Source organism: Coraliomargarita algicola (assembly GCF_033878955.1).
Taxonomy (GTDB): Bacteria; Verrucomicrobiota; Verrucomicrobiia; order Opitutales; family Coraliomargaritaceae; genus Thalassobacterium; species Thalassobacterium algicola.
This window is the reverse complement of record NZ_CP138858.1, coordinates 2,311,418-2,329,729: the sequence shown is the minus strand read 5'-3', so window position 1 is coordinate 2,329,729 and position 18,312 is coordinate 2,311,418. Positions and strand designations below refer to the sequence as shown.

The following is an 18,312-nucleotide window of genomic DNA, read 5'->3' as shown; positions in this document are numbered from 1 at the left end:
ATTCTAAGCGACACGAACCCACGCATACACGCGAAGCAAGGCTCCTCTACGTGCTCGCTATTTCGGATAAACATTTTACGCAGGTGGATTGTTTGCATTATGCTCACATACAGTAATTTAGTTTATTGTTCTAATCTTTATTGCGTTAATTTTTAGTGGCGCCAATGTCTATCAAAAAGTACTAACACTACTGTTGGGTAAAGAAATGGAAATTGAGCTATACAGATATTTTGCGTCTCATGCATTTGAAACACTAAAAGACAAAATGCTGATGCTTGCTAGGCCAAGTTCGTTGAATGATCCGTTTGAGTTTCTATACAGGAGTAAAGGGCAGATCACCATGGCAAAGGCGCGACGATACATCAAAAGCCGGATGAAATCTGAATACTTCTATCGTGAAATAAAGAGAAACAATCCAGCGATAAAAAACAAATCGGACTTTAAGAAATTTATGCGAAGTGAGTTCGAGAATCTTTCACGAAAGTATTTTGATGATTATGACACTATATCGACCCCAGATCCATTGTTATGCAAAATAATGGCAGAGAAGCATTTTCGGCTATCTTGCTTTACTTCAACTGAGCTTCTACCTCACGAAGAAATTCTAATGTGGTCACACTACGCCGCTAAGCACACGGGAGTCAGATTGAAGTTTCGACTGAATGACTCGATAAAGCATCCCTACTTAATAAAGAAAGTTTTGTATAGTAAAGAACGTGCTGGCTTGGACCTCACAAATACTGCTGAAATACAGGAAACCCAAAAAACAATTATCGAGTCAGTTAGAACAAAAGCCGAAGGTTGGAGTTACGAAAAAGAGTATCGTTTATTTGCTCAACCTTCTGATTGCAAGGATGTGAAAGGTGACGATGGCGAAGTAAGATCCTTTATACGATTTAAACCTGAAATAATACTGCAGATTGATTTTGGAATTAATTCGCCGAAAAGAGAAATCGAAAGAATTACGACACTAGCACGTTCTGAATATCCTCATGTGCAAATTCGAAAGGCAAATTACCATAAATGCGACTACGCCCTAACCTATGAAGAAATTTACAAAGCCTAACAATCAGTTATCAATCGCTCGCATCAGCGCCGAATGCTCATATCTGAATGTCATGGATTTAAGCAGATGTCTGGTCAGAAGCTAGAGGGTTGCACTCCGTTGCAACCCTCTAGTTTTGAGATATTTAGGCCTTGATTGCGGCAATGACGGAGCATTGCCGCAATCAAATGAAGTCATCAATAAAGCCCTTTAAGTCCGTGGCATCTTTTGTTCTCCGCAGACACTTGCATGAATTAAGTCCTCCGGCGGAGAAGTAGAAGAGCGCTACTCATAGCACCGATCAGTAGGGCAGTCGAAGACGGCTCGGGAACCGCACGTAACTGAAGTGCGTTTATTTGGTTGCTTGAGCTGCCTGAATCTGTGCCTCCAGAAATTGTGATGCTCTGGGTGGTCGCGTCAGCAGTGAAAGTGCCGATCACATACTGTCCCGCACTCCCAGAGTCATCAGTTACGCTATACTCGAGCACTGGTCCATCCGTGATGGTCGTGTAACGAGAAGCAACGCCACCTCCCCGCGGATCATTGACCCAAATTTGGAGCTGATACTCCTGGCTAAGTGTCAGATCTCCAAGCGTCAGAGTTAAGGCCCCGCCATTATTCTGTCCGAGGATCGCGCTTTGCAGGAGAGTTTGGTAATCCGCACTCAATTTACTATATGGTTCGACTGCCGAGGTGAAAGCGGTATCGTTTGCGTCGTAAAAGTTGTAGGTTAAATCCGTACCGTAGGGACTGGAGTCCGCCATGTCGCTAATGTTTCCACCGCCGGAAAAAGTTACACCGTTTACTGTGGTACTGGTAGTTAGGGTGTAAAAGCTGGCAGCGAAAACGAAGTCGCCTTCAGTTGAGACATCAGAATCGCCAGAGATGTTCGTTGGCGATAGCCATGTTATTATGGCGGCATGGGAAGCCATAGGAATGAATCCCGTAGCAAGCGTGAGAGTGGAGATTAAATATGTATGTTTCATTTTGTTTTCTGCTGAATATTTATTGTAATAGTAAATATTACATACCGTATTCTATCATCAGCATAATGTGTGCGAGTTTCGTCAAGCGTTACTTTTTTCTTTATTTCGCTAAGCTCTCTAATTTCGCTCTTCTCGCCTGCAATTTCCTGCTTCGTGGTTGACGAGCGGCACGCCATCTTCAACTTGACCGATTATGCAACTTACCGACGAACAAAAAGCCTCAGTTACACAATGGGTTCAAGCAGGCCGCTCGCTGGCCGATGTGCAGCGTTCGCTGCTCGAAGAATTTGAAATTTCCATGACTTATATGGATGTGCGTTTCTTGGTCGACGACTTGGATATCGCAGTGGTCGAAGAAGAGCCGGACGCGGGTGAAGACGCCGCCGATGCGGAGGCCGAAAACGCCGAGGCGGAACTTGTCGATGAGGGCGGCGATGGCTCCGTATTTGTTGATGTGGATGCGATTATGCGTCCGGGCGCGCTGGTCAGTGGCACGGTGAAGTTCAGCGATGGCGTCAGCCTGGGCTGGCAACTCAGCGCTGCAGGACAGCTCGGCCTGATCCCAGGCGATGACCCTGAATACCGTCCTAGCCCCGAAGATGTGCAGTCCTTCCAAGCTCAGCTTGAAGAGGTTCTGCGCAAGAAGGGCTTCTAGGTTTCCCTAGGAATCGCCCGAGTCCTTGGGGTCTAGCGCGTCGCGTAGGCCGTCGCCCACAAAGTTGAGCGCGAAGATCGTGAGCGAGAAAAAGACTGCGGGGAAGATCAACATCCAAGGGTAGATGTCTAGTTTGACTGCGCCCTCGTTGATCAAGATGCCCCAGGAGCTCATTGGCGGTTGCACGCCGAGGCCGAGGAAGCTGATCACGGATTCCAATAAAATCACGGCGGGAATGGTGAGGGTGGTGAAGACAATCACCGGCCCGAGTAGGTTGGGCAATATGTGTCGGCCTAGAATGCGGCGAGTCGGCACGCCATTTACGATGGCGGCATCGATAAAAGTCTGCTTGCGCAGCGCCTTGGTTTGTCCGCGCACGATGCGGGCCATGGTCAGCCATTCCACCGCGCCGATGGCGAGGAAGATCAATAGAATACTGCGGCCGAGTAGAACGGTGAGCAAAATGACGATAATGGTGAAGGGCAGTGCGTAGAGCGTGTCGACGAAGCGCATCATGCCGGCTTCAATGCGTCCGCCGTAGTAGCCGGCAATCATGCCATAGACGACTCCGATCAGCAGCGCCACCGCGGTCGCGGCGAAGCCGACGCCGATGGAGATGCGTCCGCCAATCAAAGTGCGTATCAGTAAGTCGCGACCGAGTTCGTCGGTGCCAAACCAGTGTGACCAAGAAGGAGGCTGAGCGCCGTAGGCCAACTGGGTGGTTTCCAGCGAGTAGGGCACAAAAAAGGGCCCGATCAAGCAGAGTAGGGTGATGCCGATAAAGAGTCCGCCGCCGATGCGTGCCATGCGGTTGGCGCACAGGCGTTCCCAGGCGTCGCGTCCCAGTGAGCGTACGTCGGTCGCTGTCTGTTCGCGTTCGAGCTTAGTCATGGCGGGTGCGTGGGTTCATCCACATTTGAATGAGGTCCACCAGTAGGTTGAAAAATAAAATGAGCACTGCGTAAAACAGCACGGTGCCCATCACCATGGTGCTGTCGCGGTTGAAGGCGGAATTGACAAAGAAACTGCCCAGCCCGGGGATGAAAAAGATGGTTTCCACGACAAAGGAGCCGCTGATCAGCCCTGCTACAGCGGGCCCCAGGTAGGCCACTACCGGATAGAGCGCAGTGCGCAGCGCGTGCCGCAACACCACCGCACGCTCGCGTAAACCCTTGGCGCGGGCAGTGCGAATATAGTCGAGCCGCATCACATCCAACATGCCGCTGCGTGCCAGGCGCGCGATGTAGGCCGCATAAAAGAGCCCCAGCGTGATTGAGGGCAGCACCCGGTCGCTGGCTGTATTCCAGCCAAAGGGATTGAACCAGCCGAGTTGCATACTGAAAACCATGATCAGGATGGGCCCCAGCACAAAGGCCGGCAGGCAGATGCCCAGCATGGCAAAGCCCATGAGTGCAGTTTCCGACGGCCGCTTGTGTCGCAGCGCGGCGAACACGCCGATGGGGGTGCCGATTGCCAAGGCGACCAGCAGCGCGTAGCAGCCCAGCTCCAATGAGACCGGAAAGCTCTGCGCGATAATTTCGTCCACATCCCAGCCCGCATATTTGTAAGAAGGCCCGAAATCGCCCCGCAAGCGTTGCCCCAGAAAGCGTAGATACTGCTCATGCATCGGCAGGTCCAAGCCGTAGTGGGCATTGATCAGCGCCTGCACTTCTTCCGGAATATCTTTTTCCGTGTCAAAGGGGCCTCCCGGCGTGAGCTGCATCAGGACAAAGGTCGCTGTCGCAATTACCCACAATGTGGGGATGGCTTGCAGTAGACGTCTGAGGATGAGTTGAAACACGAAGTGAGAAGTGAGAAGTTGGAATATTGTTTGAACGACTGTGTGCGTGAATCAAATATCAAATTCATAAACGTAGTGGCTTCACCAGTGACAATGCCATTGCATATTAGGATTATTGTTTACGCATTATTATTTGATGCGATGACGATCGTATTCATGGAGGGCATTCTTTAGGTACAATCATTACCAAGCTGACGTAGCCTGATGCTGATTCGAACAGAATGATTTAGGACAGAATAATGTTAACTTAAGCAATGCTGTGAACGAGCGCCGAGCCTAAGAGGGTGTGATTCAAACTACGTGGATTTTAAATTAAGTTCGAATCGAGTGCCCGTCGAACGGACACCTTAGTCAGTTTTGAGTAAAAAAAAAGAATTCAGGCAGAATCATTAGAGGCAGAATCATGCCACTCTAACGTGTTGCGCTGTGTAGGCATGATTGCTCCGCCATCTCCGTCAGAACTCCGTCTGCCTAAAAATGATTCTGCTTAAAAATAACGGGTGACCACGCAGTTTTAATCACACCGAGCCTAAGAATCATTCTGTCCTAAATCATTCTGTCAAAAAAAAGCCGATCCAAGGCATTGATTGTATCTGATTGTAGGGGGTGGCACCCGGGAAGCGTAAACTTTTTTGGTGTCTATAAGTAGAGGCATTTTTTATATGCAATGGCATTGTCATCAGTGAAACCCCTGCGAAAAAAGCAAAGGACAGTCTCTGCGCTTGCGCGGGGCTGCCTCCGAGTTAGCCTGCGCTCGCATATTAATTTCTCATGTTCGAAACTCCCATCCATGTCATTGATTTTGAAGGCAGCCGCCAGAGCGGGGTCGTGGAATACGGCTACGTCACGCTGCAGCAGGGCGAGATTGTCGCTTCGCAGACACGGATCTGTGCGCCCATCGGCACGATCACTGACATCGACCGTGGACAACATGGCATCTCTGAAGACCGTGCTGCGGGCGAGGCACGTTTCGATGCGGAGTGGCCGCTCTTTGCGCGGCTGCGTGAGACGGGCCCCTTTTGCGCGCACAATGCTGCAGTGGAAGACGGCTTTTTGCGCGCGGTTTGGTCCTATCCGCGCACTTCGCCCAACTTTTCGGAGCCGGGGCAAAGCACCGCCAGTTGGGGCCCTTGGTTGGACACGCTCTACATCTACCGCAGTATTTATCCGCAGTTAGAGCAGCATAAGCTGCAGGTATTGATCACTTTGTTTGAGCTGCAAGCGGCGCTGGATGCGCAGGCCGCGGTGATTTGCCCGGCCGAGCGGCGTCATTATCATTGTGCGCTGTATGATGCGCTCGCCTCGGCCTTGCTCTTGCGTCGTCTCTCTGAGGAGCCGACACTGGCCGAGGCCACCTTGCGCTGGCTCTTTTTACAGAGCAGCGCCTCCGACGCCGCGCGCGAGAACATGGGCCAACAAGAACTCCTCTAGCACTGATTTTTTTCTATGTCTGATTTACCAAAAATCGTTTATTTCGGTTCCGATGCCATCTGTCTTCCGGGGCTGCGTTATCTAGTCGAGCAGGGCTCGCAGTTGTGCACGCTGGCGGCGGTCGTCACACAGCCCGACCGCCGGCAAGGGCGCGGTAAAAAGCTGCAGCAAAATCCCGTCGCGGCCTATGCCAGCGAGCAGGGCATCCAGCTCTTGCAGCCCGACAAGCCCGATGCCGCGCTGGCGGAGTGGTTGCGCGCGGAGTCGGTCGCGCTGGCTTTTGTGATGGCCTATGGGCACTTCTTGCCGAAGTCGGTGCGCGAAGCGCCCACACATGGTATGTTGAATTTTCACGGCTCCCTCTTGCCCGCCTATCGGGGCGCCTCGCCCGTCGAGACCGCCATCGCGCTCGGGGAGCAGGAGACCGGGGTCTGCCTGATGCAGATCGTGAAAGAAATGGATGCCGGTGATGTCGCCGACCGTGAATCTGTGCGAATTGAAAGCACCGACACCAGTCCCATCGTGCGCGCCAAGGTGGGGGAGGCCGTGGTGCCGCTGCTACAGCGCGACCTGGCTGCGGCGCTGAGCGGGCAGCTCGATTTTGTGCCCCAAGATGTGAGCCAGACTACTTTCTGTCGCAAAATATCGAAAGAAGATGGCGCGCTCGATTTTAATCAATCCGCAGCCGCTCTGGATGCGCGCTTGCGTGCCTTCACGCCCTGGCCGGGAGGCTACTTCGATCATCGGGAGACACGGGTGAAAGTGGGGCGCTGCACGGTATCCGCTAGTAGCAGTCGTGCGCAGCCGGGCACAGTGGTGGCAGTCGGTGACTGCGTCGAGGTGGCCACAGCTGAGGGGGTGGTTTCGCTGCATGAATTGCAACGTCCCGGGGGGCGCATGTTGCCCGCGCCGGATTTTCTGCGCGGCTATCCTATCGAAGAGGGCGAGGTCTTAGCCAGCGTGGCCAGTGCGCCTTTGTTGGTTTGAACCTTAATTCAGAGGACAGAAGACAGAGGACAGAGGTCAGATCTGTATGTTAATAAGTTATGGCACTTCCTGTCTCGCGAAAATAGCGCATGCCGTGATTTTTATAACTAATTGCTTCACAGTGAATGACTTCCGATCTCCGACCTCTGAATTAAGGATTATAAACATAAAAAAACGCGCTCCCTTGCGGGCGCGCGTTTTGTTATAAATGGGTGTATGTCCGGTTAAGCGGGGGCAACTTCGGTTGCACATGGTCCCTTAGGACCACTGCCGATTTCGAAGGATACTTTCTGGCCGTCTTCGAGGGAGGCATAGCCGTCCATTTTGATTTCAGAGTGGTGGACAAAGAGATCTTTGCCGCCGTCTTCTGGTGTGATGAATCCGTAGCCTTTTTCGGCGTCGAACCATTTTACATTTCCTGTGCTCATATTACTTGTGTGTCTTATTTTAATCACAGATACCCGCCGTTTGCGGACACCTGCGTTTACTGATGTATCGGAAGGATTGGGCTTTGTCGCTAATAATCGTCATCTTGGCTTCATTTGGGGCGAGAATTCGTCATGCGAAGCCCGTCTGTGTTGCTTGTGGGCTTAGTTTATGAGCATTAGCTTGGAGCTGACGATCACTTCGGATTGCATGCTTTGCGCCGCGATTGGGGCCTCGTTAGGCTGAGCTGTGGACTGTTATTAAATATTCTGCTAAACGTCTTCTTTGTTGCGGGATCTGCTCTGTCCTCTTGACCTGTGGTTGGAAATAGAAATAAGAGCTTATCTTATTATTGTGAAAAAAAAGAACAAAGCGCAACGCATCGCACTCTTTGAAACATTATTGGTTTTCCTGCTTCTAGGCGGGGGCTGTGCGCTTGTTTTATTCTGGGCTGCCAAGTCCGAGGATTCTGAACTGGCGCACTCGATTCGCAAGACGGTCGGTATTTCCGAGCCTCAACAAGAGGTGTTGGAAGCAGAGCCTGAGCCTGCGCCTGTTGTGGTCGCCCCTGCGGAACCGGAGCCTGTCGAGGCTGTGGTTGTGGTGGAACCTGCGCCCTTGCCGAAGATTACTTTTAAGGAGATCGCTGCGCAGCGCCAGTTGTGGCCGAAGTCGCTGAATCTGAAGTTGGCAGTCCGAGTGCCGATTCGCTATAATGGGCAAGACTTTGGTTTTATGGAATTTCCCAAAGGAGTGTCCATTTCAGTGGACGGTTTGTCGCCTGGCGGAGAGATTTTTTGCCGAATCGACGGAAATTATTTGAGTCTCTCTGTGTATGAGACCGACTTTTACGGCTGGTTTAAAGAGACGCATGGTGACCGCTACGATGTGCAGCCCGTCGTGGTGGATATGGGGTCGAAAGCGACTTCGCGCTATCGCTTGGGGACCGAAAAGGGGGAGGCGGCTTTCTGGGCGGAGATGCGAATCTGGTGCCATCAAAACTATGAGGCTGTAACTTTGAATGTGGAAGAAGAGAGGCTGGTCTTTTACTGGTTACCTAAGGAGACCGCTCCGATTGATTATGCGGTAGAAGCACGTGAAATCGCCCGACAGTTTTTGTTGAAGCGTGCGAAGTATGGTGGCCGAGAGAACTATGCGGCTTGTGAAATCAGGCACCCGGTCACCAATGAACTGCTCGGAGCCTCCTCGATATTCATTCCACGCTTGTAGTGCTGTAGTGCTGGTTTCGTCATTTTTTTATTCGCGGTCCTGCTTTTGCTTCCTCTAGTTTGGCTAAATGGAATTTACGATCAATTCGCCAATCGATATGCACTTGCACCTGCGTGAGGGGGCCATGCTAGAGCGCGTCACGCCGCTCACTTCCGAGCATTTCTCGGCAGCCATCATTATGCCGAACCTGGTGCCTCCGGTTGATAATTTGGAGCGTCTGCTGCAATATCGTCAGGAAATCGAGGCGGCTCGGGGTGATGACGTGTTCGACCCGTTGATGATGCTCTTTTTTCGTCAATATTCCGAAGCGGAACTGCTGGCGGCGCGTGAGCATATATTCGGCATCAAGCTCTATCCCGCTGGTGCGACCACCAACAGCGAGGCGGGCGTTAAGGCGCTGGACGAGGTGGAAGAGACCTTTGCCTTGATGGAGAAAATGGGGATCCCGCTGATGATTCATGGAGAAACCCACGGTTTCGTAATGGATCGTGAAAAGGAATTTCTGCCCGTGTATGCTAAACTGGCTGAGAAATTCCCCAAATTGAAAATCACCATGGAGCACATCACCACGCGTGATGCGGTCGAGCTGCTCGATCGCTACGAGAATTTATATGCCACGGTCACGCTGCATCACTTGGTGATCACGCTGAACGATGTGGCGGGGGGGCTGCTCAATCCACATTTATTTTGTAAGCCCATCGCAAAGCGTCCTGAGGACCGCGAAGCATTGTTGCAGGCTGCACTGGCGGGGCATCCCAAGCTTATGTTTGGCAGTGATTCCGCGCCGCACCCGATTTCCAAGAAGGAGTGTTGTGGCTGTGCGGCGGGGCTGTTCACCGCGCCGGTTTGCTTGCCGACTCTGGTTGAACTCTTTGAGCAACACGATGCCTTGGGAAATCTACAAGCCTTTGTCAGTGGTAATGCCCAGCGGATTCACGGTTTTACGCCACCTGCCAAGACGGTGAAGCTGGAAAAGATCGGTATGGACATGCCGGCGCGCTACGGCGATGTGGTGCCCTATCGAGCGGGCGAGACTTTGCCTTGGGCAGTGACAGATATTTCCTAAGCGCGACTCAAATGGAGAAGAACGTTTACATCCAAGCCTTGGAGGCCGAGCAGGCAGGCGACTGGGCAAAGGCACACGCCTTGGTGCAAGACATGGTCACTTCCGAGGCGGCGTGGGTGCATGCGTACTTGCACCGCGTCGAGGGCGATCTCGGGAATGCGGAGTATTGGTATAATCGCGCGGTGGTGCCAGTGTGCACCACGAGTCTCGCGACGGAGTGGCAAGCGCTTTACGACGAACTCGCTGGTATCGGACGTAATTGATTTGCTTGGTTCTTCTTATTCTCCCGACCAAGGCTTCAAGCTTTCGCTGCGCAGCTTGAGTTTCTCTGCGGCGCTGAGGCCATGGTAACCGTCAGCCATGCCGGCTTCCCAATCCCCGTAGGAAGGGTTGGGCAATACGATGAAGCGTTGTCCGAATTCGGATTGGTAGCTCGCGGTGGCTTGATTGCGCGGCTCGTTGGCTTGGTGCCAGGTGCCGATTTCGGGGAAGTCGTTGAGATTGTCGCCGATCATTAGGACGATCTCGTAGCCGGCGTCGGTGACTTTTTGGAAGCGAGCTTGTTTGTTGGATGTATCCGTTTTTAAGAATACGCGGCTGGCAGTGGGCTCGGGGAAGCCGAGCGCTTGTAGGTTCTTGACAGTTGCGTCGAATACCTCATCGGAGCGATTGGACACATAGAAAAGTGCGCCGCCTTGCGCGATCACGTATTTTGCAAACTCCAGCGCGCCCGGAAGGGCGGGGGCCTCGGCGGCCTCACACCATGCGGCCCAAGTCGCGGAAGCATAGCTGTCTTGATTGTGTAAGAGCCACGCCGCATAGGGGCTGTTGTCGAGCATGGTCTCGTCCAGGTCGACGACCACGGCCCAGGGTTTAGTTTGGCTTGCCTTTGCTTGATCGACGGCGTCTTTGGCGGCGTTGAAGGCCTGATAGCAGAGCGCCTGATACTCGCCTGAGTTTTGCAACCAGAGCACCGCTTGAGTGCTTTGGTCGGAGATGCGCTCCGGGGCATGTGTCACGCAGCCAGTCAAAAATTGTAGGCTGGCGGCGACTGCGGCAGAGCTGATGAGTAGGCGTTTAAGGCTGTGTGGAGTTTTCTTCATTACGATTGTGGTCAATACTTTTGCTGGGTGTATTACTGAGTCTCGCTCAACATCACTATTCGTGCCAATTGGTGAATTGCGATGAAAGATCGGGTGCGTCTTATCACAGAAAATTATGCGCACCCGGGATCGCTTTACAAGTCGAGCGCTTGCACAGTGATGTGTAGGTCGCGCTCGTAGCGTTGGACGAGTTTGGCATCTTCATCGGTTACGATGGAGATCGCCATGCCCGCGGCGCCCATGCGGCCTGTGCGCCCGGCGCGGTGGATATAGTCGTCGGACAGCGTGGGGAGGTCGAAGTTTATGATGTGAGTGAGACCCTTGATGTCTAAGCCGCGGGCAGCGATATCGGAGGCGATCAATACTGTGGCTGTGCCTTTGCGGAATTGTTTGAGCGCCATCTGGCGGTCGAATTTGCTCATGCCGCCATGCAGCACCGTGTGGCCTAGCTCGTATTTCTCCAGCCCTTCGCCGATTTCTTCGGCGGTGATATTGCGATGAGTAAAAATGAGCGCGCGCGCCGCTTGCAAGTGTCGCAGTAGCTTGCCCAAGATGTCGGTCTTGCGGTGAAAGCTGGACTCGATGTAAAAGTGCTCCACTTCGACTTCCGAGACGATGGCTTGGCCGCGAATCCATTGCACCGCTTTGCCTAGCGATTCGGCGATTCGAAAGGTGTCGCTCTTATCGGTGGCGGAGGCGAACACGAGCTGGCGGTCGCGGGGCATCATTTTGAGCAAAGCTTCCAGATCTTCGATGTGATCTTCGGCCAGTAGGTTGTCGGCCTCGTCGATACAGACTGCGCGGCATTTGTGCAGCTTCAGTTTGCCAATGCGGCTGAGTTCCAGCATGCGGCCGCAGGAGCCGACGACAATGTGTGGCTTTTGTTTCAGCTTTTCTTTTTGACGTTTCGCAGATGCATTGCCGATTAAGAGCTGGCTACGAATGGCGAGATTGCCAGTCGCGTCCAATTGTCGAATACAGTCGTGGATTTGCACCGCGAGTTCTTGGGTGGGGGCTAGGACCACTACCTGCAAGTCTGTCGTGTCGACCTCGATTTGATTCAGCAAGGGCAGCAGGTAGGCCAGTGTTTTGCCGCTTCCAGTGGGGGCGCTGAGCCATGCATCGCGCTGTGCAGTGAGAGGCGCACAAGCCTGCGCCTGAATATCCGAGGGTGTGTGGAGCTTGAGTCGTGCTAACTCGGTAGTGAGTTTTTGCGAAAGTCCGAGTGATTGAAAAGTAGACATATTGGCCAGTCAATTGTAGCTGGGGGATCGAGGCGACGCATAAACGCAGGAATCGTATGGGCCGCTGCGTCTGGGGGAGTGCCTTAATTATACGTTCATAAGTTGTGAGAAATAGCTGAGAAACCCTTGACAGTTTTAGATGTCTGAGCTCTCACTAACTGAGTCGTGAGAATGAAACTATGCATCGTTGGGCTGATTAGCCTATTTACTTGGAATGCGCTTTTGGGCGCGTTCGGAGGCTTGCTGCTTTGTATTCATCAAGACCTTGGGGGATCTGTGAGTGAGGACGCTGTTCAGGCGAGCTCTTGCTTGGCAGATCATTGTTCGGTTGCTGTTGAAGCGTCTTGCGCGACGGCTGCCGAGAGATGTATCGACATCGAACTAATTGCGGAGGAGCTGCCGCCTACGCGACTCCAGTCTGAAGCGCAGTTCGTTGCGCCTTTGGTCTTGCTCGCTGTTTTAATCGACTTCTTGCAAGTGCCGGAGCCTTCGCTCGCGCTTGTGTATCAATGGCCAGAGCCGCCGTGTGCATCACCGCAAGCTACGTGGCTGACTGATGACTATCTGCAGACGACGGTCCTGCGCGTCTGAGATTTCCTGATACCCGTTTAACGGCTGTCCGTTGGATGTGACCCCAAAGTGTGTTCACTTTGGCCATCGCGGTGGCTCTGTGGTGTCGACCCCAGTTCTACGGAATTTGGCGGCACTGTTTAATCAACAGTATCAGGAATCGTATGTATACAAAATTTTATTTTATGCGCGCGCTGCTTTGCGTTGCGTTATTGATCGGGGCAGGAGAGCTGTCCGCACAATCAAAAGTTCAGCTGAGTTCGGAACAAGCCGTGCAATTGGCGCTGGAAAATCAGCCCTTGTTGCTGGCGGCACAAGCCGTGGTGGCACAGGCAGAGGGGCGCTTATTGCAAGCGGGCCGACTGAGCAATCCGGAGCTGGGCTTGAGCTATCAGGGCGATCAGGCCTTTAACGATGAGGGCGAGCAGAATTTCGGACTTGCCTTTACGCAGCGCTTCCCGGTTACAAATCGTCTGAAGCTGGAGCGGGCACTCGCTCAGAAAGAAATCGAAGTCGCGCGCGCCGAGATCGAGGAGCAGATGCGTGAGCTTAAGTTGCAAGTGCGACTGGCGGTGGTGACGCTAGCCACCACGCAGGCGGAGTGGGCGCTGCGCTCGCAGTTGACTGAGCTGAATCGAAATTTCCTTAAGTTTATCGAGTCGCGCGTGCAGGCCGGTGAGGCATCGACGGTGGAAGTCGACCAGTTGCAGATGGCCTTGTATGTGACCGAGCAAGAGGCGCATCACTTGGAGCATCAATTGATTGCGGACCGCGCTGCGCTGAATGAGTTGATGGGGATGCCGGCGGACTACGAGTTTGAGCTCAGCACTCCGCTGGCCATGCCGACGCAAGCGCCGAGATTTCCAGAGTTTAGTCAAGCGCGATTGGAACAACATCCGAGCTATCGCTTGCGGCAACTACTTTTAGAACTGGCGGAAGGCCGCATCGCCAGTGCGCGCGCTGAGCGGTGGGCCGATGTGGCTGTTCAAATCTTTTATCAAGAGGAGCGCAGTATGGATGCGCCCGAGGGGCTGGGGCGTGGCCGTTCTTTTGGACTGGGGATCTCGGTGCCACTGCCGCTGCATGATCGTAATCAGGGCAATATCGCGGCGAGTCGTGCGGCCCGCAACGAAATGCAGTGGCGCCTACAGTCGATCGCTTCGAAGTTGCAAATTGAAGCAAAGCTACAATCTGAGCTCGCCAGTGAGCTATATCATCAGGCCGAGAAATATGAAACGCAATTGCGGGCGGTGCTGGACCGCAATGCCGCGGCCATGCAGACGGCCTACACCAATGGTCAGATTAGTCTGCCCGAATTGTTTCAAAGTCAGGAGCAACAGCTCAAAATTCAATCCACTCAAATCGAGGTGCTGAGTGAACTTAAAAAATCTAAAATCCGTTGGTCTGCCGCCACTGATGTCGAGCTAGCCGGATTATAATATAATGAATACATTTTATACAAAAGCGGCCTGCTGGGCGGGCGCACTGATCTCTTTTTTTCCGCTGCTGCAGGCATCCAATCGTGCAGCCAATACCGTGATCCTGGATGAGAGCGGGGTGCGGAATTTACGCATCCTGACCGAGGAAGCGGACTATCGAAATTTTTCGACCACGGTCTTTGCGATCGGACGGATCGAGGAGTTGCCCTCGCATCGTGCGGTGCTGTCCACGCGGGTCGCCGGGCGGGTGAAGGCGATTCATTTCTTTGAAGGCGACTACGTTAAAAAGGGTGAGGTGGTCGCGCGTATTGAGACCCGTCAGTTGGGCGATCCGCCCCCCGCGATCGATTTGCTGGCGCCGCAAGACGGGCTGGTAGTGACTTCTCACATACGTCTGGGGCAGCCGGTCGAGCCGGATTCGGAGTTAATGGACATCTCCGATCGTTCAGTGATGTGGGCGGTGGCGCGCATCCCCGAACAGGAAGCGGCGGGTGTCGCGGTTGGCTCGAAGGCGCACATTCGAGTGCCTGCCTTGGGCGATATGATGATCGAGGGCCGCTTGAAGCGTTTCGGAGTGAATGCCGATCGTGAGTCGGGCACGGTGGAGGGCATCTTTGAAATCCCCAATGCTGAGGGACGCTTGCGCCCCGGTATGCGGGCGGAGTTTTCGGTGGTGTTGCAAGAGCGTGAGGATGTGATCGCTGTGCCGCGCGAGGCGGTGCAGGGCGATCCTTCGAATCGCGTGGTGTTTGTAACCGACTTCGATTTGGACAATGCCTTTGTGCGGGTACCTGTCATTTTAGGCGAAAGTAATGACCGTTATGTTGAAGTGACTTCCGGCTTGTTTCCCGGCGACGAAGTGGTGACGCGCGGAGCGTATTCACTGATGTTTGCTGGCGGGGGGGCGGGCATCTCATTGAAGGAAGCACTGGATGCGGCGCATGGGCATGAGCACAATGAGGACGGCTCCGAGATGACCGATGCTGACCGTGCACGCAAGGCGGCGGAGGCGCGGGCGGCACGGGGAGACGTGCCGAATGCCGAGCCGGCCAAGACCAGTCAGTTCCTCATGGTTTACGCTGCGCTGATTACACTCGTATCGATTATTCTGTGGCAGCGTTTGCTGCAGCGCAAAACAGAGGGAGCGGCTTAAAATGTTGAATCAACTGATACGTTTTTCGCTCTCGCAGCGTTTGTTGATCTGCTTGCTCGCGGTCATCGTGCTGGTCTTGGGCACCAAGACGGCGACCGAGTTGCCGGTGGAGGTGCTGCCCGATCTGACCAAGCCTACCGTGACTATTTTGACGGAAGCGCCTGGCTTTGCGCCGGAAGAGGTGGAGACGCTGGTCTCGATCCCTTTGGAGAATTCCTTGATGGCGACGACGGGGGTGTCGCGCATACGCTCCGTCAACGATGTCGGGTTGTCGCTGATCTTTGTGGAATTCGATTGGGGCACCGACATCTACCAAGCGCGTCAATTCGTGCAGGAACGATTGGCCGGTGCCGACGAATCGATACCTGAAGGTGTGAACCCATACATGACGCCGGTGGCTTCTTTGATGGGCAACATTCTCCTGGTGGGCATCGCCGATCCGACTGGCGAGATTGCGCCGCGTGACTTGCGCACACTGGCGGATTGGACCGTGGGCCGCCGCCTGCAATCCATCTCCGGTATCGCCGAAGTGCTCTCGATGGGCGGTGGCGTAAAGCAAATACAAGTGCAGCCCGATCCGGATCGCATGCGCGCACACGATGTCAACTTTGAGCAGATTCATGCGGCGGCGGCCAACTCGGTCAAAAACACCACCGGCGGCTTTCTCACGGAGTCTGCGCAAGAGATCATGGTGCGCAACCTTGCGATGACGACCGAACTCTCGGACATCGCCAACACGGTGGTGACCTACGAAGACGACCGTCCCGTGCGGCTCGGTGACGTCGCGGAATTGACTTGGGATATTCAGCCGATGCGCGGGGATGCCGGTATGGGCTCGAAGACGATCTCCAACGGCGAGTCGGTCACCGGTTACCCGGGTGTGATTCTTAGTGTGACCAAGTCGCCCGGCTTCGATACCATCGCACTCACCGGTCACGTCGAGTCCGCGCTGGAAGAATTGAAAACCGCACTGCCCGCAGGTGTCGAAATTGTAACGCTCTATCGCCAAGCCGATTTTATCAACCTTTCCGTCGGTAATTTGAAAGAAGCCCTGCTGGATGGAGCCATTATGGTGGCTTTGATCCTATTTATATTTTTGTTTAATATACGGATCACTCTGATCACTTTGACCGCGATCCCGCTATCGCTTGCTGCGACCATTTTGGTCTTTGCCGCCTTTGATTTGAGTGTGAACTCGATGACCCTGGGGGGCCTCGCCGTGGCCATTGGTATGGTGGTGGACGATGCCATCGTGGACGTGGAAAATGTGTATCGGCGCCTGCGGGAAAACGCCGCCTTGGCGCGGCCGCAGTCGCGCCTCGAAGTCATCGCGCGGGCCTCCGCCGAGGTGCGTTCCTCCATTCTGTATGCCACGGTGTTGATCATCTTAGTCTTCTTGCCGCTGCTCGCGTTGAGTGGGGTAGAAGGGCGCTTGTTTTCTCCGATCGCGATTGCGACCATTGTCAGCATGGCCGCTTCGTTCCTAGTCTCGTTGACCGTGATTCCGGTGCTGTGCTCGCTATTGCTCAATCCCGCAGCGGGCAAAGTGCACCGCGATGGGTTTGTGGTGCGCAGCTTGAAGCGTTTTTATGGCGCGACCTGGTTGCGTCTATCGCTCTCGCAACCTTTGTTAGTGCTGGCGCTGACAGGAGTACTCTTGTTTGTCGGTTATGGTGCGGTGATTCGTATGGGGGGCAACTTCCTGCCCGCCTTTCGTGAGCCCACGGCCTTGATTGCCACCACCACCGCGCCCGGCACCTCGCTGAAGCATACCACCGAACTCTCCGAAACCGCGCAGAATTTATTGCTGCAAATACCCGAAGTCGAAACCGTGGGCTATCGCGTCGGCCGTGCCGAGCGGGGCGACCACGTAGTGCCGGTGTCGACCGTGGAGTTTGACGTCGAGTTTACCGACGAGAGTGCCCGCAGTCGCGACGAAGTTTTGGCGGAAATCCGCGATGTCATGCGCACCATACCCGGCACCTTCAGCGCGCTCAGCACGCCCTTGGCCGATCGCATCGGACACATGTTGAGTGGGGTGTCCGCCAAGGTTGCGGTTAAAATCTACGGGCCTGACCTCGCCGAGTTACGACGTCTGGGCAACGAGGTCACCGAGATCGCCCGCGCCATTCCCGGCCTGGAAGAGGCACGCGCCGAGCAGCAAGCATTGATCCCGCAACTGCGCATCGAGGTGAACCGCGACCGTGCGCTCGCTTACGGCATCACTCCCGGTGAGTTAAATACGCAACTGGCCGCATTGATGGGCGGCGAAGTGGTGGGCGAAGTCTACGAAGGCCAGCGTGTGTACGATCTGGTGGTACGACTGCCGGCACAGTGGCGTGAGTCGCCCGAGCGTTTAGCGAATCTCTACATCGATACCCAGAGCGGGCAGCGCGTGCCGCTCAGTTCGGTGGCCGACATCCGCCAGGCCAAGGGGCCCAATACCATTTTGCGCGAAAATACACTGCGCCGCTTTGTGGTTTCGATCAACCCCACCGTGAGCGATCTCAATCAGGCGGTGGAAGCGCTGCAAGAGGCTGTGGCGACACAGCTGAAGTTGCCGCTCGGATACACCGTCTCCTTCGAGGGCGAGTATCAAGCGCAGCAAGAGGCGCGTCGCACCATTCTGATCATGTGTTCGCTGATCCTGCTGCTGATCGTGTTCCTGCTCTATAGCTACTTTAAAACATTCAGCTTTGTCGTGGTGGTGCTCACCATCATTCCGATCTCTTTGGTCGGTGGGATCTTCTATACCAGCCTGACGCTCAACAATATCAGCATCGCCACCTTAGTCGGTTTCATCGCCGTCACCGGGATCGCTGCGCGCAATAACATCATGTTGCTCTCGCACTATTTGCACCTGATGCGCCACGAGGCTGAAGCCTTTTCCAAGGCCATGGTGATTCGTGGCACCCAAGAGCGCCTGGTGCCGATTCTGATGACCGCTATCTCCGCCGGACTCGCCTTGGTGCCGCTGCTGCTGGCCGCCGATGAGGCCGGCAAAGAAATTCTCAATCCCGTGGCGATTGTCATCGTCGGGGGCCTGATCAGCTCCACGCTGCTCGGCCTCGCAGTGACGCCCGCCATTTTCTACACTTTCTGTCGCCAGTCGGCAGAGAAATCCATCCGCCTCGAATCCGCTGCTTCTGAGTAGTGGCGCGAGGCATTTGTCACCC

Annotated in this window: 17 protein-coding genes; 11 read left to right on the top strand and 6 right to left on the bottom strand. The window is 54.3% G+C overall.

Annotation, left to right across the window (positions count from 1 at the left end; all coding sequences use genetic code 11):
• Nucleotides 1-205: 205 nt before the first annotated feature.
• Entirely contained in the window at nucleotides 206-1,066 is an 861-nt protein-coding gene (locus SH580_RS09230; protein ID WP_319834708.1) for a DUF2971 domain-containing protein, read from the top strand.
• A 233-nt stretch (nucleotides 1,067-1,299) separates the two neighbouring features.
• Here SH580_RS09230 and SH580_RS09225 read toward each other — a convergent pair whose 3' ends face one another.
• Entirely contained in the window at nucleotides 1,300-2,031 is a 732-nt protein-coding gene (locus tag SH580_RS09225) for a PEP-CTERM sorting domain-containing protein (protein ID WP_319834707.1), read from the bottom strand.
• Nucleotides 2,032-2,224: 193 nt separating this feature from the next.
• Here SH580_RS09225 and SH580_RS09220 point away from each other — a divergent pair, with 193 nt between their 5' ends.
• Nucleotides 2,225-2,686: a hypothetical protein gene (locus SH580_RS09220; RefSeq protein ID WP_319834706.1), complete on the top strand. Its 462-nt coding sequence runs from the start codon at nucleotides 2,225-2,227 to the stop codon at nucleotides 2,684-2,686.
• A gap of 6 nt (nucleotides 2,687-2,692) precedes the next feature.
• Here SH580_RS09220 and SH580_RS09215 read toward each other — a convergent pair whose 3' ends face one another.
• Both SH580_RS09215 and SH580_RS09210 read right to left on the bottom strand, forming a co-directional pair.
• Complete coding sequence (locus SH580_RS09215; protein WP_319834705.1) at nucleotides 2,693-3,577, bottom strand: ABC transporter permease; 885 nt, start codon at nucleotides 3,575-3,577, stop codon at nucleotides 2,693-2,695.
• Complete coding sequence (locus SH580_RS09210) at nucleotides 3,570-4,487, bottom strand: ABC transporter permease (protein ID WP_319834704.1); 918 nt, start codon at nucleotides 4,485-4,487, stop codon at nucleotides 3,570-3,572. Before SH580_RS09210 ends, SH580_RS09215 begins: the two co-directional genes overlap by 8 nt.
• 771 nt (nucleotides 4,488-5,258) lie before the next feature.
• On the opposite strand from SH580_RS09210, the gene SH580_RS09205 reads away from it, so the two are divergent.
• The gene (locus SH580_RS09205; protein WP_319834703.1) at nucleotides 5,259-5,918 is read left to right on the top strand and encodes a 3'-5' exonuclease; all 660 of its coding nucleotides are present in this window, start codon (nucleotides 5,259-5,261) and stop codon (nucleotides 5,916-5,918) included.
• Nucleotides 5,919-5,933: 15 nt separating this feature from the next.
• Complete coding sequence (gene fmt / locus SH580_RS09200; RefSeq protein ID WP_319834702.1) at nucleotides 5,934-6,905, top strand: methionyl-tRNA formyltransferase; 972 nt, start codon at nucleotides 5,934-5,936, stop codon at nucleotides 6,903-6,905.
• A gap of 224 nt (nucleotides 6,906-7,129) precedes the next feature.
• Here the strand turns inward: fmt and SH580_RS09195 are convergent, their stop codons facing one another.
• Nucleotides 7,130-7,333, bottom strand: a complete 204-nt coding sequence (locus SH580_RS09195; RefSeq protein WP_308983669.1) for a cold-shock protein — start codon at nucleotides 7,331-7,333, stop codon at nucleotides 7,130-7,132.
• A 352-nt stretch (nucleotides 7,334-7,685) separates the two neighbouring features.
• On the opposite strand from SH580_RS09195, the gene SH580_RS09190 reads away from it, so the two are divergent.
• The 3 genes from SH580_RS09190 (at nucleotide 7,686) to SH580_RS09180 (ending at nucleotide 9,890) form a co-directional block, all read left to right on the top strand.
• The gene (locus tag SH580_RS09190) at nucleotides 7,686-8,561 is read left to right on the top strand and encodes a hypothetical protein (RefSeq protein ID WP_319834701.1); all 876 of its coding nucleotides are present in this window, start codon (nucleotides 7,686-7,688) and stop codon (nucleotides 8,559-8,561) included.
• Nucleotides 8,562-8,628: 67 nt separating this feature from the next.
• On the top strand, nucleotides 8,629-9,627 hold the full coding sequence (gene pyrC, locus SH580_RS09185; RefSeq protein WP_319834700.1) for a dihydroorotase: 999 nt from the start codon (nucleotides 8,629-8,631) through the stop codon (nucleotides 9,625-9,627).
• Nucleotides 9,628-9,638: 11 nt separating this feature from the next.
• The gene (locus SH580_RS09180; RefSeq protein WP_319834699.1) at nucleotides 9,639-9,890 is read left to right on the top strand and encodes a hypothetical protein; all 252 of its coding nucleotides are present in this window, start codon (nucleotides 9,639-9,641) and stop codon (nucleotides 9,888-9,890) included.
• A 15-nt stretch (nucleotides 9,891-9,905) separates the two neighbouring features.
• Here SH580_RS09180 and SH580_RS09175 read toward each other — a convergent pair whose 3' ends face one another.
• Nucleotides 9,906-10,730, bottom strand: a complete 825-nt coding sequence (locus tag SH580_RS09175; RefSeq protein ID WP_319834698.1) for a 5'-nucleotidase, lipoprotein e(P4) family — start codon at nucleotides 10,728-10,730, stop codon at nucleotides 9,906-9,908.
• Nucleotides 10,731-10,864: 134 nt separating this feature from the next.
• Nucleotides 10,865-11,974, bottom strand: coding sequence for a DEAD/DEAH box helicase (locus SH580_RS09170; protein WP_319834697.1), 1,110 nt, complete (start codon nucleotides 11,972-11,974; stop codon nucleotides 10,865-10,867).
• A gap of 171 nt (nucleotides 11,975-12,145) precedes the next feature.
• Between SH580_RS09170 and SH580_RS09165 the strand changes: the two genes are divergently transcribed.
• The 4 genes from SH580_RS09165 to SH580_RS09150 all read left to right on the top strand — a co-directional run bounded on the left by SH580_RS09165 (nucleotide 12,146) and on the right by SH580_RS09150 (nucleotide 18,290).
• Nucleotides 12,146-12,565 carry a hypothetical protein gene (locus SH580_RS09165; RefSeq protein ID WP_319834696.1) on the top strand — a complete coding sequence of 140 codons (420 nt, stop codon included), beginning with the start codon at nucleotides 12,146-12,148 and terminating at the stop codon, nucleotides 12,563-12,565.
• A 143-nt stretch (nucleotides 12,566-12,708) separates the two neighbouring features.
• Nucleotides 12,709-13,983 carry a TolC family protein gene (locus SH580_RS09160; protein ID WP_319834695.1) on the top strand — a complete coding sequence of 425 codons (1,275 nt, stop codon included), beginning with the start codon at nucleotides 12,709-12,711 and terminating at the stop codon, nucleotides 13,981-13,983.
• A 4-nt stretch (nucleotides 13,984-13,987) separates the two neighbouring features.
• Entirely contained in the window at nucleotides 13,988-15,136 is a 1,149-nt protein-coding gene (locus SH580_RS09155; RefSeq protein ID WP_319834694.1) for an efflux RND transporter periplasmic adaptor subunit, read from the top strand.
• A 1-nt stretch (nucleotide 15,137) separates the two neighbouring features.
• Nucleotides 15,138-18,290, top strand: a complete 3,153-nt coding sequence (locus SH580_RS09150; RefSeq protein WP_319834693.1) for an efflux RND transporter permease subunit — start codon at nucleotides 15,138-15,140, stop codon at nucleotides 18,288-18,290.
• The last annotated feature ends 22 nt before the right edge of the window (nucleotides 18,291-18,312 follow it).

Excerpts from the sequence above, each read along its gene's own strand:
- SH580_RS09230 (WP_319834708.1), top strand. The coding sequence starts at position 206 with ATGGAAATTGAGCTATACAGATATTTTGCGTCTCATGCATTTGAAACA.
- SH580_RS09225 (WP_319834707.1), bottom strand. The coding sequence starts at position 2,031 with ATGAAACATACATATTTAATCTCCACTCTCACGCTTGCTACGGGATTC.
- SH580_RS09220 (WP_319834706.1), top strand. The coding sequence starts at position 2,225 with ATGCAACTTACCGACGAACAAAAAGCCTCAGTTACACAATGGGTTCAA.
- SH580_RS09215 (WP_319834705.1), bottom strand. The coding sequence starts at position 3,577 with ATGACTAAGCTCGAACGCGAACAGACAGCGACCGACGTACGCTCACTG.
- SH580_RS09205 (WP_319834703.1), top strand. The coding sequence starts at position 5,259 with ATGTTCGAAACTCCCATCCATGTCATTGATTTTGAAGGCAGCCGCCAG.
- fmt (WP_319834702.1), top strand. The coding sequence starts at position 5,934 with ATGTCTGATTTACCAAAAATCGTTTATTTCGGTTCCGATGCCATCTGT.
- SH580_RS09195 (WP_308983669.1), bottom strand. The coding sequence starts at position 7,333 with ATGAGCACAGGAAATGTAAAATGGTTCGACGCCGAAAAAGGCTACGGA.
- pyrC (WP_319834700.1), top strand. The coding sequence starts at position 8,629 with ATGGAATTTACGATCAATTCGCCAATCGATATGCACTTGCACCTGCGT.
- SH580_RS09180 (WP_319834699.1), top strand. The coding sequence starts at position 9,639 with ATGGAGAAGAACGTTTACATCCAAGCCTTGGAGGCCGAGCAGGCAGGC.
- SH580_RS09175 (WP_319834698.1), bottom strand. The coding sequence starts at position 10,730 with ATGAAGAAAACTCCACACAGCCTTAAACGCCTACTCATCAGCTCTGCC.
- SH580_RS09170 (WP_319834697.1), bottom strand. The coding sequence starts at position 11,974 with ATGTCTACTTTTCAATCACTCGGACTTTCGCAAAAACTCACTACCGAG.
- SH580_RS09165 (WP_319834696.1), top strand. The coding sequence starts at position 12,146 with ATGAAACTATGCATCGTTGGGCTGATTAGCCTATTTACTTGGAATGCG.
- SH580_RS09160 (WP_319834695.1), top strand. The coding sequence starts at position 12,709 with ATGTATACAAAATTTTATTTTATGCGCGCGCTGCTTTGCGTTGCGTTA.
- SH580_RS09155 (WP_319834694.1), top strand. The coding sequence starts at position 13,988 with ATGAATACATTTTATACAAAAGCGGCCTGCTGGGCGGGCGCACTGATC.
- SH580_RS09150 (WP_319834693.1), top strand. The coding sequence starts at position 15,138 with ATGTTGAATCAACTGATACGTTTTTCGCTCTCGCAGCGTTTGTTGATC.